Annotated in this window: 16 protein-coding genes and 2 pseudogenes; 6 read left to right on the forward strand and 12 right to left on the reverse strand. The window is 40.8% G+C overall.

Annotated elements, in window-relative coordinates; genetic code table 11:
* Positions 1-256 precede the first annotated feature (256 nt).
* The 4 genes and pseudogenes from AS030_RS21140 to AS030_RS21155 all read right to left on the reverse strand — a co-directional run bounded on the left by AS030_RS21140 (position 257) and on the right by AS030_RS21155 (position 3,768).
* The gene (locus AS030_RS21140; RefSeq protein ID WP_061975461.1) at positions 257-1,276 is read right to left on the reverse strand and encodes an LLM class flavin-dependent oxidoreductase; all 1,020 of its coding nucleotides are present in this window, start codon (positions 1,274-1,276) and stop codon (positions 257-259) included.
* Positions 1,277-1,431: 155 nt separating this feature from the next.
* Positions 1,432-2,439, reverse strand: coding sequence for an LLM class flavin-dependent oxidoreductase (locus AS030_RS21145; RefSeq protein ID WP_061975463.1), 1,008 nt, complete (start codon positions 2,437-2,439; stop codon positions 1,432-1,434).
* 31 nt (positions 2,440-2,470) lie between these two features.
* A pseudogene (locus tag AS030_RS21150) lies at positions 2,471-3,423 on the reverse strand (TIGR03571 family LLM class oxidoreductase).
* 21 nt (positions 3,424-3,444) lie between these two features.
* Positions 3,445-3,768 carry an ArsR/SmtB family transcription factor gene (locus AS030_RS21155; RefSeq protein ID WP_061975600.1) on the reverse strand — a complete coding sequence of 108 codons (324 nt, stop codon included), beginning with the start codon at positions 3,766-3,768 and terminating at the stop codon, positions 3,445-3,447.
* A 630-nt stretch (positions 3,769-4,398) separates the two neighbouring features.
* On the opposite strand from AS030_RS21155, the gene AS030_RS21160 reads away from it, so the two are divergent.
* Positions 4,399-4,881 carry a DUF2975 domain-containing protein gene (locus tag AS030_RS21160; RefSeq protein ID WP_061975465.1) on the forward strand — a complete coding sequence of 161 codons (483 nt, stop codon included), beginning with the start codon at positions 4,399-4,401 and terminating at the stop codon, positions 4,879-4,881.
* A gap of 10 nt (positions 4,882-4,891) precedes the next feature.
* Entirely contained in the window at positions 4,892-5,110 is a 219-nt protein-coding gene (locus AS030_RS21165; RefSeq protein ID WP_061975467.1) for a helix-turn-helix domain-containing protein, read from the forward strand.
* A 147-nt stretch (positions 5,111-5,257) separates the two neighbouring features.
* Here AS030_RS21165 and AS030_RS21170 read toward each other — a convergent pair whose 3' ends face one another.
* Positions 5,258-5,620 (reverse strand): helix-turn-helix domain-containing protein, encoded by a 363-nt coding sequence (locus AS030_RS21170; RefSeq protein WP_061975469.1) that lies wholly within the window; start codon positions 5,618-5,620, stop codon positions 5,258-5,260.
* Positions 5,621-5,819: 199 nt separating this feature from the next.
* Here AS030_RS21170 and AS030_RS21175 point away from each other — a divergent pair, with 199 nt between their 5' ends.
* Both AS030_RS21175 and aspA read left to right on the forward strand, forming a co-directional pair.
* Complete coding sequence (locus AS030_RS21175) at positions 5,820-6,809, forward strand: asparaginase (RefSeq protein WP_061975472.1); 990 nt, start codon at positions 5,820-5,822, stop codon at positions 6,807-6,809.
* Positions 6,810-6,829: 20 nt separating this feature from the next.
* Positions 6,830-8,263, forward strand: coding sequence for an aspartate ammonia-lyase (gene aspA / locus AS030_RS21180; RefSeq protein WP_061975474.1), 1,434 nt, complete (start codon positions 6,830-6,832; stop codon positions 8,261-8,263).
* Positions 8,264-8,440: 177 nt separating this feature from the next.
* On the opposite strand, the gene AS030_RS21185 is transcribed toward aspA, so the two are convergent.
* From AS030_RS21185 to AS030_RS21200, 4 genes and pseudogenes are all read right to left on the reverse strand, one after another.
* On the reverse strand, positions 8,441-9,325 hold the full coding sequence (locus tag AS030_RS21185) for a DMT family transporter (protein ID WP_061975476.1): 885 nt from the start codon (positions 9,323-9,325) through the stop codon (positions 8,441-8,443).
* Between the two features lie 65 nt (positions 9,326-9,390).
* Complete coding sequence (locus AS030_RS21190; protein WP_061975478.1) at positions 9,391-9,588, reverse strand: hypothetical protein; 198 nt, start codon at positions 9,586-9,588, stop codon at positions 9,391-9,393.
* 146 nt (positions 9,589-9,734) lie between these two features.
* Entirely contained in the window at positions 9,735-10,223 is a 489-nt protein-coding gene (locus AS030_RS21195) for a pyridoxamine 5'-phosphate oxidase family protein (protein WP_061975480.1), read from the reverse strand.
* Positions 10,224-10,342: 119 nt separating this feature from the next.
* Positions 10,343-10,588, reverse strand: a pseudogene (locus AS030_RS21200) (carboxymuconolactone decarboxylase family protein); the annotation flags it as partial.
* Between the two features lie 36 nt (positions 10,589-10,624).
* Here AS030_RS21200 and AS030_RS21205 point away from each other — a divergent pair.
* The gene (locus AS030_RS21205; RefSeq protein WP_061975482.1) at positions 10,625-11,014 is read left to right on the forward strand and encodes a DUF1259 domain-containing protein; all 390 of its coding nucleotides are present in this window, start codon (positions 10,625-10,627) and stop codon (positions 11,012-11,014) included.
* Positions 11,015-11,227: 213 nt separating this feature from the next.
* Here the strand turns inward: AS030_RS21205 and AS030_RS23855 are convergent, their stop codons facing one another.
* Together AS030_RS23855 and AS030_RS21210 are read right to left on the reverse strand one after the other, a co-directional pair.
* Entirely contained in the window at positions 11,228-11,374 is a 147-nt protein-coding gene (locus AS030_RS23855; RefSeq protein ID WP_156412602.1) for a hypothetical protein, read from the reverse strand.
* 100 nt (positions 11,375-11,474) lie between these two features.
* Positions 11,475-11,660 (reverse strand): hypothetical protein, encoded by a 186-nt coding sequence (locus tag AS030_RS21210; RefSeq protein WP_061975484.1) that lies wholly within the window; start codon positions 11,658-11,660, stop codon positions 11,475-11,477.
* 180 nt (positions 11,661-11,840) lie between these two features.
* Here AS030_RS21210 and AS030_RS21215 point away from each other — a divergent pair, with 180 nt between their 5' ends.
* A complete protein-coding gene (locus tag AS030_RS21215) occupies positions 11,841-12,347 on the forward strand; it encodes a YhcN/YlaJ family sporulation lipoprotein (protein ID WP_240482460.1) in 507 nt (168 codons plus the stop codon).
* A 183-nt stretch (positions 12,348-12,530) separates the two neighbouring features.
* On the opposite strand, the gene AS030_RS21220 is transcribed toward AS030_RS21215, so the two are convergent.
* Complete coding sequence (locus AS030_RS21220; protein ID WP_061975486.1) at positions 12,531-13,052, reverse strand: ECF transporter S component; 522 nt, start codon at positions 13,050-13,052, stop codon at positions 12,531-12,533.
* Positions 13,053-13,078: the final 26 nt, after the last annotated feature.

Raw genomic sequence — 13,078 nt, forward strand, 5'->3', positions numbered from 1 at the left:
TTCTAGTCATAAACAAATGAACTTGCTTATTTCCTGCTCTAATACTCAATAAAAGAGGGAAACCACTAAGAGGGTTTCCCTTTAAAAGTTCTTTATTTCAACTCCAGAACGGAAGGTAAATGGTTTAAAAGCAGCTTCATATTTTGGATTCATCTTTGTTTACATCAAGTTGGTTAAAGGGTTTTGCTATTTAGCAAATGGATAACATAGACACATTATAAGCTTGCCATAGGGATCGGCCAGTTTTGACCTATTTTCACTGAGTAATTTCTGCCAATATTTCATAGGAATGGAGGCGTGCCTTATGATCGTAAACCTGGGCGATTGCCATGATTTCATCGGCTTGACTTTCAGCCAGAAACTTTTCCAGCTTTTCTTTTACGATTTGAGGACTGCCGACAATCGAAGTTCCTAATTGATTCTCAAGGGCAGCTATTTCATAGTCGCTCGCTATATCATTAATATTATCCACTGGCGGCGGCAATGGGACGTCCTTTCCGCGCATCAAATTCAAGAACTGCTGCTGCAATGTTGTAGCGAGCCGCTCAGCTTCTTGATCTGTGTCGGCCGCAATGATGTTTAGCCCTACCATTGCATGCGGCTTGTCCAGTACTTTAGAAGGCTTAAATGAACGGCGGTACAGCTGGATAGCCGGGAGTGTGTTATGCGGCGAGAAATGGCTCGCAAATGCAAACGGCAGTCCAAGCTCTCCTGCCAGCTGGGCACTGTATCCGCTCGAACCTAACAGCCAAATAGGTATGTTTAATCCCTCACCCGGAATTGCTTTAACATGACTATATTCTTGTGCAAGGGAAGGGTCAAAATAATTCCGGAGCTCAGCCAACTGCTCAGGGAAATCTTCTCCTGAACTTCTCAAGTCACGTCTTAATGCATGTGCGGTAAGCTGATCAGTGCCTGGTGCACGGCCCAAGCCAAGATCAATACGTCCTGGATATAATGACTCCAGAGTACCAAATTGCTCAGCAATAACAAGAGGTGCATGATTCGGCAGCATAATGCCGCCTGAACCTACCCGGATTTTTGATGTACCTGCTGCAACATGGGAAATCACTACCGATGTTGCAGAGCTGGCGATAAAAGGCATATTATGATGCTCAGCGAGCCAATATCGGTTAAACCCCAGCTTTTCAGCGAGCCGGGCCAGCTCCAAAGTATTGCGAAAAGAATCAGCCGGCGTACTTCCATCTGCAATTGGAGAGAGATCCAGGACCGAGAATGGAATATCCGTAATTTGTTTTATATCATTTTCAGGCATATGCTCATCTTCTTTCTTTAAAAATTTCGGTTCAAACCTATAAAAGAATTTACAGGTTGTTTCTTTGTTTTCTTTTACTGTTTCAATCTAAATCACATTAATTTAACTGATTTAATATCTGCAGAAACTACATCTTTTATTAGACTAGACACTGTTTAATTTACTGCAGCCTGAGCCAAAATTTCATAAGAGCGCAGCCGTGCCTTATGATCAAAAATCTCTGTATGAGCCATAATTTCATCAGCATCAGTCTTTTCTATTAACTCATGGAGCTGCTGCTTCACACCTGCAGGGTCCCCGATGATGGAAGTGAAAAGCTGTTCTTCAACCGCCCTGCGTTCATTATCGTTCCAAAGCTCGTCCATATTATCAACAGGTGGCAAAATTGGCGAAGGCTGTCCGCGGGTTAACAAAAGAAATTTTTGATACATCGAAGTGGCAAGCCTTTGTGCTTCCTGTTTCTCATCTGCAGCCACCACTTGAACGGCTAACAGTACATAAGGCTCCTCCAAAAATTGAGAGGGACGAAAATAATCCCGGTACAGTTTTATGGCCTCCATCATGTTACCTGGAGCAAAATGTCCCGCGAAAGAGAATGGTAACCCAAGTATTCCAGCCAATTGTGCACTATATAACCCTGAACCTAGCAGCCAAATTGGCACATTTGTTTTTTCGCCGGGTATGGCGTGAAAGCGAAATGAACCATTCTTAGTTGCTGTTCCTGTACCATAAAGATAGGCGATAAGCTCTTCAAGCCTGGCATCAAATTCAGGTTCACCGGCAACCCGCTGCCGCAATACATTTGCTGTATATTGGTCGGTGCCAGGTGCCCGTCCCAATCCAAGGTCGATCCGGCCAGGGAAGAAGGTTTCTAATGTACCAAATTGCTCAGCCACGGAAAGAGGAGAATAATGGGAAAGCAGCATTGCGCCTGATCCAATACGCATTTTTTCCGTGACAGAGGCTACTCGTCCAATTACGATCGGGGATGCTGAACTCGCCATTCCTGCCCAATTATGATGTTCAGCAAGCCAAAACCGTTTATATCCCCACTGCTCTGTTTTCTTTGCTAGATCAAGCGTGTTTTGAAGGGAAAGTTCGGCTGATCCTCCCTCGACAATTGGGGAGGGATCTAGTACTGAAAGTTCTATTTTCTTTGTCATCATTCTTCCTCCTTTTATACAATTTAATTTTTTAAAGCTGGCCTGTACCTTTATGGGTTGGAAAGTGGGGTAAAACAAATTCTCCAAGTTCCTGGATTACTTCCTCTGGAGGGCGATTGGAAAAATACAGAACAAACGCCAAATGGTTGACCCCAATCGATTGAAACTGTTGAAGTAGATCAACTAAACGGTTTCTTCCCACGGAATAGCCTAAGGGTATGGGGACAGGCATTTCATCGGGATTATCCGATAAATCGATAAACAAGCTTTGAGAGAAGGGTTTAAAATCTCCTTCAGTTAAAGCACGATAATCCTGGATAAGCTGCGCCTGTTGAATAATGCTCCTAGGGTATTGAAGCCACCCATCCCCATTCCTGGCTATCCAATTGATAGACTGTTTGCTAAATCCAGTCACCATGGTCGGAATCGAAGATACAGGCTTTGGGATTAACCCATATCTGTACCATCGATCAGCCCGGCGTGGCTGTGGATTGTCGGCTGATCCTCTTTTAACAGCCGGTCGAGAATTTCGAAATTTTCTTTAAATAACGGACCGCTTTCTTGCTTAGATATCCCTAAAGCTGTAAAGTCTTTTTCCCTGTCCCCTGATCCCACTCCCATAATCAATCGGCCTGGAAACAATTGATCGATTGATGCCGCTTCCTTGGCTACCCTGACGGGGTGGCGCAAAGGGAGAACTACACTTCCTGTCACTAACGCAATGTGCTTCGTATAGGCGGCAAGATACGTCAAATAAATCCATAAATCGTACTTTTGGCCGTTATCATCAATATTCAAATTCTGCATCGTAATATCACGGAGCCATAATGAAGCAAAGCCATATTCCTCAATTTTACGGGCAAGCTCCAGCTGATTCTCCATAATCGGATTTTTAGACATCCTGGCAGTCGGGAGGACAAATCCAAGTGTCATTTTGTCTTTTTGGTACATGCTGCAATAGGCACGATGATTTTGAAAACTCACTCTTGGTCCTCCTTAAAAAGGTTATATTTTTAAGCCTATATACTTTTCAAACTGTTTAATGGTTTCCTCATTGCGTCGATAATAAGTCCATTGTCCGATTCGTTTCATTTCAACCAGACCGCTTTGCAATAGGATAGACAAATACTGGGAGGTAGTGGATTGTGATAGTCCTACTTTGCTGCGAATATCACTAACACAAACCCCGCCATCAAAGCCTTTTTCTTTGATGACATGGGCCTGCGGGGAAAAATTATTATTAGGTTCTTTCAACATTTGCAGAATATTTACTCTTATTTGATTTGACAGAGCCTTGAAAATTTCAACTGCCTGTTCGTCATTTATCATATTTGATTCCCGATTCAACGGTGCCCGCCCCTTTCTGATCTTATTAAAATCTATTTTGCTTAAGATGTGTTTAAACTAATCGAACAAAAGGATATTGATAATTTGCAATATCTCTATATTATTTTCCTTTATACCCAAAATCAAACTTTATGCTTTAGACAGCGCTAGAAAACGGCTTTAAAGGAACTACACAAATTAGCTTAGAGAACAGGTGGCGGAGAGATGAGGATTATTTTGCCCATCTTTTAAATGGAGTGGGTTGGTATATAGCTTTGGAAAATCAAGACTTTAGAAGGGGATAGGTGAAGAAACTTCTGATGATGATGTTATAGATGACGATACAATTTCTATGGATTCTGTTACTTCGTTTTGGGATCCTTGTAAACAAGGTTTTGATGCAGTCCGCTTCGACCTCATTTTTTAAAAGATAAAGACATTTTGTGAACTAGTTGTAATTTAACAACTTATAATAAGAGCATTCCTTGTAATGAGAAATGCTTTTTAATTTTGCCAAAAATAAAAAATATAATAATTAGTAATAATGTAATTAAATTTCGATATTAATTTATTGTAAAACGATAAATTAAGTGTTAAAGTCATTTTATTATAAAGTCAGTGAGGTGTATTTTTGTGAAACAAGTTACGACCTTCTTTTTAAAGTTAGCTGTTATTTTTATCGGAATCCCAGTTCTTGCATTGTGTATATTTTTGGTGCCTAAGTTTGGGAATTTTGCAGGAGAATTATATCCTAATATTGCTTTTATGAAAACTCTCGTTTTAATCGATATGTACGCGGCAGCGATACCTTTTTACTTCGCTCTGTATCAAACTTTTAAACTTCTTAGCTATATTGATAAGAGCCAAGCTTTCTCGGAATTATCGGTAAAGGCTTTAAAGAAGATAAAATATTGTGCCATCACAATCAGTGCATTGTACCTGCTAGGTATGCCACTCTACTATCTCGTGGCGAAAAGAGTTGACCCTCCAAGTATCATGCCAATCGGATTGGTTATTATTTTCTCTTCTATGGTTATCGCCGTTTTTGCTGCTGTTCTGCAAAGTCTTTTACAAGAAGCTATTAATATAAAATCAGAAAATGATTTAACGGTTTAAGGTGTGGAAAATGGCAATTATTATTAATATTGATGTTATGTTAGCAAAACGAAAAATGACCGTAACGGAGCTTGCAGAGAGGGTTGGAATGACCATGGCGAATATTTCCATTCTGAAAAATGGGAAAGCAAAAGCAGTTCGTTTTTCAACATTAGAAGCGATATGTAAGACGTTGGATTGTCAGCCAGGTGATATTTTGGAATACAAAAGCGACGAAGCCACTCATTAACAACAGACAACAAATTTGTTTAAAGAGTTTTTTCGAATAAAGAAAAATAGACCATCAAATAGATTGCCATTTGATGGTCATTTTTATATGCATTTTTAAGTTTTATGAAAGAACCAATTACCTAAGGAATTGGTTCTTTGTCGTTGTTTATGTTGACTTATCTTCCAATTGCCGCTTGGCTCTGATAAACGCAATAAATTGCTGCAGTTCTTCTTTAGAAAGGGAGAGGCCATCGACAGACAGATTTAAAGCAGACAGATCCGTTAATTCCATGCATGTGACAGATGAATCCTCATCCAACTGAGGATCTTGGTGATCGACTCTGCCCAGAATGTAATCAGTGGAGGTGTCAAATAAGTCAGCTATTAATGCGAGGGCTTCCAATGAAGGGCGGCGGTGCCCCGATTCGTAGCCTGCATATGTACTTTTGGCAATGCCGAGCCGATCAGCCGTATACTGCAGCGACCATTTTTTGCCCTTCCGTAATGTCGTTAATCTAGTTAAAATCATCGTTTAACTCCCTAACTCCTCTATGATTTCGTTTATTATAGCACAGTTAAAAATAAAAAGTACGCGTAATGCGTAAAATGGTATTGATTTCCCACGTAATCATTACTATAATTGCGTATGTAGTACGCGAAACGCATATTAAAGAAGAAGTTAAACACTCGTTTAATTTTCATAGAAATGGCTTTAAGGAGGGGTTATATTGAAGAAGTTGATGCTGCTTACGACTGGCGGGACCATTGCCTCGCTCGAAGGGGAGAATGGGCTGGTTCCTGAGATGACAGCCGACGATATTTTAAGTCATTTGCCGGGATTCAATTTACTCTGCCAGATTGATAGTAAGGCTTTGATTAATATTGATAGTACCAATATGCAGCCGGAATATTGGGTTGAAATGGCAAAGGCGGTTTATGAGCATTACGAGGAGTATGACGGTTTTGTGATCACGCATGGCACAGACACCATGGCATATACTTCAGCTGCACTCTCCTATATGCTGCAAGATCTCGAAAAACCAGTGGTGGTTACCGGGTCCCAAATCCCGATTTCTTTTAAGAAAACCGACGCGAAACGAAATATTGCGGATGCCGTGCGCTTTGCTTGTGAGGAGATCGGTGGCGTATATGTGGTTTTTGACGGAAGAGTCATTCAGGGAACAAGGGCCATCAAGTTGAGAACGAAGAGCTATGATTCGTTTGAAAGTATTAACTATCCTTATATTGCTTCTATCTATAAAGATCATATTGAGTACAGCAAGCCTGTTCATTCATTAGAAAATAAGAAAATTAAGCTGGATACTTCTCTTTGCACAGATGTTTCGTTGGTTAAGTTATTTCCTGGAATTAAGCCGGAATTCTTTGATTGCCTGAAAAATCAATGTCAGGGGATTGTGATCGAAAGTTATGGAAGCGGTGGCATTCCCTTTCAGGGAAGAAACATATTGGAAAAATTGGACGAGCTGATTGAGTGTGGGATCTCTGTTGTCATTACGACACAGTGTTTAGAAGAAGGGGAGGATATTGAACTTTATGAAGTAGGGCGTAAAGTTAATCAAAATGTCATTATCCGTTCCCGGAATATGAATACAGAGGCCATCGTTCCCAAGCTGATGTGGGTACTCGGCAAGACGCAGGATCCGCAAAAGGTGAAGGAATTGATGGAAACACCCATTGCAGATGATATTACACTTTAAATCAATAAGGAGCAGGGTTAATGATAAAAAGCGAGATCGCATACCGAATTGAAAAAGACTTTCTCGGTGAGAAGGAAATTCCTGCAGATGTTTATTATGGAATCCAAACGTTACGCGCTGTAGATAATTTTCAAATCACTGGCTACAGAATTCATAAAGAAATGATTCATGCGCTGGCAATGGTGAAGAAAGCGGCCGCCCTGGCCAATATGGATGTTCATCGTCTATACGAAGGACTTGGCAAGCCAATCGTTCAAGCTTCTGATGAAATTTTGGAGGGACACTGGCACGAGTATTTTATCGTCGATCCGATCCAGGGTGGTGCCGGTACTTCGATGAACATGAATGCAAATGAAGTCATCGCCAACCGTGCGCTTGAACTGCTTGGTCATCATAAAGGTGACTATTTAAAACTAAGCCCGAACACTCATGTGAATATGTCGCAATCAACCAACGATGTATTTCCAACAGCCATTCATATTTCAACCCTTAAATTGCTGGAGAAGCTGCTTGTTACGATGAATGATATGCTGGAGGTCTTCAGGAAGAAAGCGGTACAGTTCGACCACGTGATAAAAATGGGGCGAACCCATCTGCAGGATGCCGTGCCAATTCGCCTTGGCCAGGAATTTGAAGCGTACAGCCGAGTATTGGAACGCGACATTAAGCGGATTAAACAGACGCGCGAGCATCTTTACGAAGTTAATATGGGAGCGACAGCTGTAGGGACAGGCTTAAATGCCGATCCACAGTATATAAAACATGTGGTAAGGCACCTTTCTGAAATTAGCGGACTGCCTCTTGTCGGGGCCGAGCACCTGGTGGATGCCACACAGAACACGGATGCTTACACAGAAGTTTCAGCCGCATTGAAGGTCTGCATGATGAATATGTCCAAAATTGCGAACGACTTACGCTTGATGGCCTCCGGCCCGCGTGCAGGACTTGGTGAAATTACTTTGCCGTCGCGTCAGCCCGGATCCTCCATTATGCCTGGAAAAGTGAACCCGGTTATGGCGGAGCTCATTAACCAAGTGGCTTTTCAGGTCATCGGTAACGACCATACAATTTGCTCGGCATCTGAAGCGGGACAGCTTGAATTAAACGTCATGGAGCCTGTGCTCGTTTTTAACCTTCTTCAGTCCATCAGCATCATGAACAATGCGTTCCGAAGCTTTACAGATTTTTGCCTGTCCGGAATTGAGGCAAATGAAGACCGGATGAAAGAATATGTGGAACGAAGCGTGGGAATCATTACAGCCGTAAATCCGCACTTGGGATACGAAGCTTGTGCGCGTATTGCACGGGAAGCCATTTTAAAAGGGAAATCCGTACGAGAGCTTTGCCTTCTGTATGATGTTCTAACAGAGGAAGAACTCGATTTGATTTTAAACCCGTATGAAATGACAAACCCTGGTATAGCCGGTGGTGCTCTTCTCGATAAAATCACTTGATCAAGTGGTTTACATTGATTTGAACAGTTGGTCATATAAAATCGTTGAATCCATTTTTAAAAAGAGAAGATGTACCAAAATAGATTCAACGATTCTGATTAAATTTATTTTTTTCAAAAGCTAGCTTTATTCCTAAAGACAGAATATCAATACGGAGATCTTCCTCTTCACTGAGAATTAAGTTCTTGTTGCGCTTACAGCTTTACTTTGAACGCTGGCTAAGACAGCTCCAAAAATGGTAATAAGGCCTCCTATGCATGTGAATCCAGATATTTGTTCCTGTAATAAAAGAACACCCAATAATACAGTCCAAACCGGAAGTAAGTTAATATAGGGTGCTGCACGACCTGCACCAATAATTTTCACACCTGCGTTCCACGCAAAATATGCGATGACAGACGCAAAGGTACTCACATAAATAATACAGATCCATGCATTTTTAGTCATATGAATCAAGCTTGAATCAACGGTGCCAATACAACTAATCGCACTAAAAAGAGTACCGTAAAAGGCAGATCCAGCAGTCAAAGTCAGCGCATCAATCTTTCTTCCGTATTTTTTACCCAGAACCGTATACATTCCCCAGGCTACACAGGATAAAAGGATTTCAATTTCTCCAAGAAGGGATCCTTCAGAAGATGTTGTTTGTCTGCCTTGAATCAGCAGAATAACGCCAATTATGGATATGATCGCTCCTATCCATGCTTTTGTTTTAATTTTTTCTTTAAGAAAAAATGGGGTAAAAACCAAGATGGTAATTGGAATACCAGCTGAGATCATTCCTGCTTGTGATGCACTAATGGATCTTAATCCCAAATAATTCAAGGTTGAAAAGGCGAATATACCTAAGAATCCTAATATCAAAAATTCCTTCCATCTCAAAAAGATAGGAAGTTTACTTTTATTAATAGCGAGTAATCCCCAAAGTATAAGGGTTGAAATTGCCCAGCGTATTGTATTCAATAACGTTGCTGGTAACGCTGAGCCTAAATAACGACCACAAATATAGTTGCCCGCCCAAAAAAAAGTAGCTACAACTAATAAGATAATTCCTTTTTTCATTATTTATATCCTTTCCCACTACTGTCCTGGCATAGAACGTTTTAAAAATTATTATGGAGAAGATATCAGTTGTTTGTCAATGACTTATATAGAATTGGCAAGATAGCTCCGCCTGACTTATAAACATCAGGCAGTGTATAAGGATTTGGAAAACCTTCAACCGTTTGTTTTTCATTTATCATGTTATTCACTTTGGCATTCTCAAAATTTAACGTGTCTTCCGCGTTGTTTGGAACGATTATTGGATGGCTGCGAAACGACATGCCCTAATCTCCACATTATGTAGCCAAGCAGTTTTATCAGTTGCTGCCGGGTAAAGGCGATAAAGGATAAATAGAAAGAGGCTTCCTAAAAGTTCGGTAACTTTTAACGAAGCCTCTTTTCTGAGGACGGGGAAGGATTACTGTTGTTATTTATCCAATTCAACCGTTTCATTAACATCTGCCGATTCAGCATTTTGCCCTGTTATTCGTTTAAACATAAACGCGATTCTCTTCGTTAAACTGCCGGTTTCCCAATATTCGGCTGCTTCTGTTTTAATTTTAATCAAGACAATGTTGGGATCATCATAAGTGGTTTGCATAATTTTGTCATAAGCGAATCCCCACAATTCCTTCTTCTTATCTAAATCCTCAACGATTTCCGCTCTTCCACGGATGGAAACATAGGATTTACCTGCATAAGCTACATTAACCTCTTGATTGTGTAGAATTTCATCATATTTATTCGTCTCTTTTTTAGTGAAAAACCATAGGTCACCATCAAACTCTACTTCTTGTGTTTTCATTGGCCGAGAAACAAGGCCTTCTTCCGTTAGCGTAGTCAGCATGGCCGTGTCTATGTCTTTGATTAATTCTCTTACGGTTTCCAGTTCTTTTTGGTCCATCATGTTAGACATTTCCCTCACCTCGTTAAAGTTTAATAGAGGTATATTACCCTTTACATCAACTTTTACTCTGGTATGGCCGATGACTAAAACCAACCCAAATATGAAACCAATTCCTATCCAACCTATTGTTATTCAGGCATTTTCCGCGCCGTAACTGCCAGCCTGTCCCAAGCGTTGATGACGACGATCTGCATAATGATTTCGGACATTTGCTTTTCATCAAAATATCGTGCAGCTTCCTTGTAGACATCATCAGGAACATGTGACTCTGCGACGTGGGTTACAGCTTCTGTCAAAGCAAGAACCGTCCGTTCTTCCCGAGTAAAATAGGGAGTCTCCCTCCAAGCATTTAATGCATAGATCCTTTGCTCAGACATAAAGTAAAATCAAAAAAGGATGATTTTATCTTTATGATGAATTTCAATAGCCTCTGTAATCAATATGGAAAAATATTTAATGAAAATGTTGAAGTGAAAAACGGGATATGTTCTGTATCTATAGCCAGGAATTTATATGTAACGATTCAAGGAAGACCAAGTAAGGGGGAGTTGCATGCCGGGTTCTCATTTGAATCATTGGATTTTGAAGGAAATGCGTTAAACTTGGGAGAAGTTGTGGTTTTGGAAGAAGAAATACCGGAGTTTACAAGGCAGCTTGTTAATAAAGGGTTTATCATTAGCGCTCTGCACAATCATTGGCTGTTTACCAAACCGACCATCCTTTATATTCACTTTCAATCGGTTGAACCGCCGTTGACTTTTGCGCAGAAAGCAGCGGAGGCACTTGCTGTTTTAAAGTAGTGAAGTCCAAAAGGACATGTAGAACAGGGTTAATGACCATAAGTTGTTACGTAATGGCTAAGAAGAACTTTTTGCTTCATGTTTGAGCTTTCTCTATCACCCATTTCTCTAATGACTTTTATACCCATCCGGCGATCAGCAGGACTGGAAAGAATGTGTGTGCAAAATATACAATAGCCCAACGTGTAAGCCGGGCTATTGTATATTTTTTTGTTACCTTACCGTAACCTCTTCATCCACAAAACGGGTACCAGTAAATGCACCTCTTTGGTCACTCGGTTTTTCTATGGTTGGGACATAATCCTCTGATTTCTTATTTGAGGCAATGATTCGTTTGCTGCCAAGAGTTTTATGTTCCATTTTTAGATTCCCCCAGTAATTTTTTTGAATAAACATTACCAAAAAGGCGGAAATATTGCATATTTTAGGTCGAATATCAAAAAGCCGATAATAAAACGTCCTATTGATTACCTGACTGTTGTTGCTGACCTTGTCCCTGCATCCCAGATCCCATTCCCATCATATTAGAAGCGAGGGGCACAATATTTTTCATTTTCCCACCATTCCCGCTCATCATTTGATAAGCAGCAATACCAACTCCAACGGAAGCAATAATGGGTAAGATACTGTTTAGATTTGTTTTCATCTACAACACCTCGTTTTGGGAATTAGTTCATTTCTGAACCAATACTATTTTGTCTTAAATAAATTGTTTAAATTAAGGAGATTGTTACCAAAGCCGTTTAACGAATTAGATTAAATCTCAATTGATGCATAATTTTATTGGAACTCCTCATCCTAAAAATGAAGGAAGGGAGTGAACGTATTGAATAAGAAACACAGATTTATTCAGCTCATGATGGTCATTATCTTGACAGCTGCTTTATCAGCCTGTATGAATCGAAACGATAATAATCAGCAGGGTATGGAGAATCGTAACAAAAGTATGAGGAACATAAGCACGAATGAAAATACAGGCGACAATGAGAACCGAGGCAACCGACTGGACATTGCAAATGAGGCAGCTGATGAAGTTGTCAAGCTGCCGGAAGTACGCCGGGCCAATGTAATCGTTACAGATAACAACGCTTATGTGGCAGCTGTTCTGGAGGATGGCACCAATGGCAAGCTGACAAAGGATACCGAGAAAAAAATAGCAGATAGAGTAAAAAGCACAGATCCGGATATCAACAACGTATTTGTGTCCACTAACCCTGACTTTGTGGACCGTGTTCAAAAGTACGTGGACGATGTTCAGGCCGGAAAACCGGTCAAAGGGTTCTTTGATGAATTCAGCGAGATGGTTCAAAGATTATTCCCAACCCAAAGATAAGTTTTTAAAAAGTTTGAATTACAAATGAGGACAAGAGCACAGCGCTCTTGCCTTTTTTTGTTAAATCTATTCTTTTGTCTTTGCAGCTTTACCAGCTTATATTTCATTGAGCATGAAATAAAAAAACCCTATAGAGCACCCTTTTTAAGGTGTTGCTCCATAGGATTTGTTGTCTGCTTTGATCTATATCACTCTCTGCTTGATCCTCGCCACAAGCGGCACAACAATAATACCAGCAATGACAACCTGCAGGAAGTTGCCTGGAATGGAACCAAACGGCTGGATCCAGTTGTGGTAAAGGATGACTTCGGCAAAATAGTAGCCGACGATTTTGATGACAAGGGCTGTGACAACTGCAAGTGTGTTGACCAGTACTTTGTTGCCGGGCACTTTTTCGGAGATGAGTCCCGCTACATAGCCCATCGCTCCTACGATCACGAAGGTGAACGGTGCCCATATCGTCCATGGAGAAAGCAAATCATATAAGCCCATTCCGAAGGCACCTGCAACGGCGCCTGTTTTTCTGCCAAACACAAAGGCGGCGATAAACAGTGGAACGTTGCCCAGGTGGATTAATCCACCGTTCCCCATGATGGGAAGCTTTATGTTAATAAACACGGTTGCCACATAGGTCAAACCGATGAAAAGTGCATTGATGACTAATGCTCTTGTTCTAGTCGCTCTTACTGCTGTAGTACTCACAATAGTAACCTCTTTCGTTGAACGAATAT

The organism is Fictibacillus enclensis (assembly GCF_001457035.1).
Classification (GTDB): domain Bacteria; phylum Bacillota; class Bacilli; order Bacillales; family Fictibacillaceae; genus Fictibacillus_C; species Fictibacillus_C enclensis.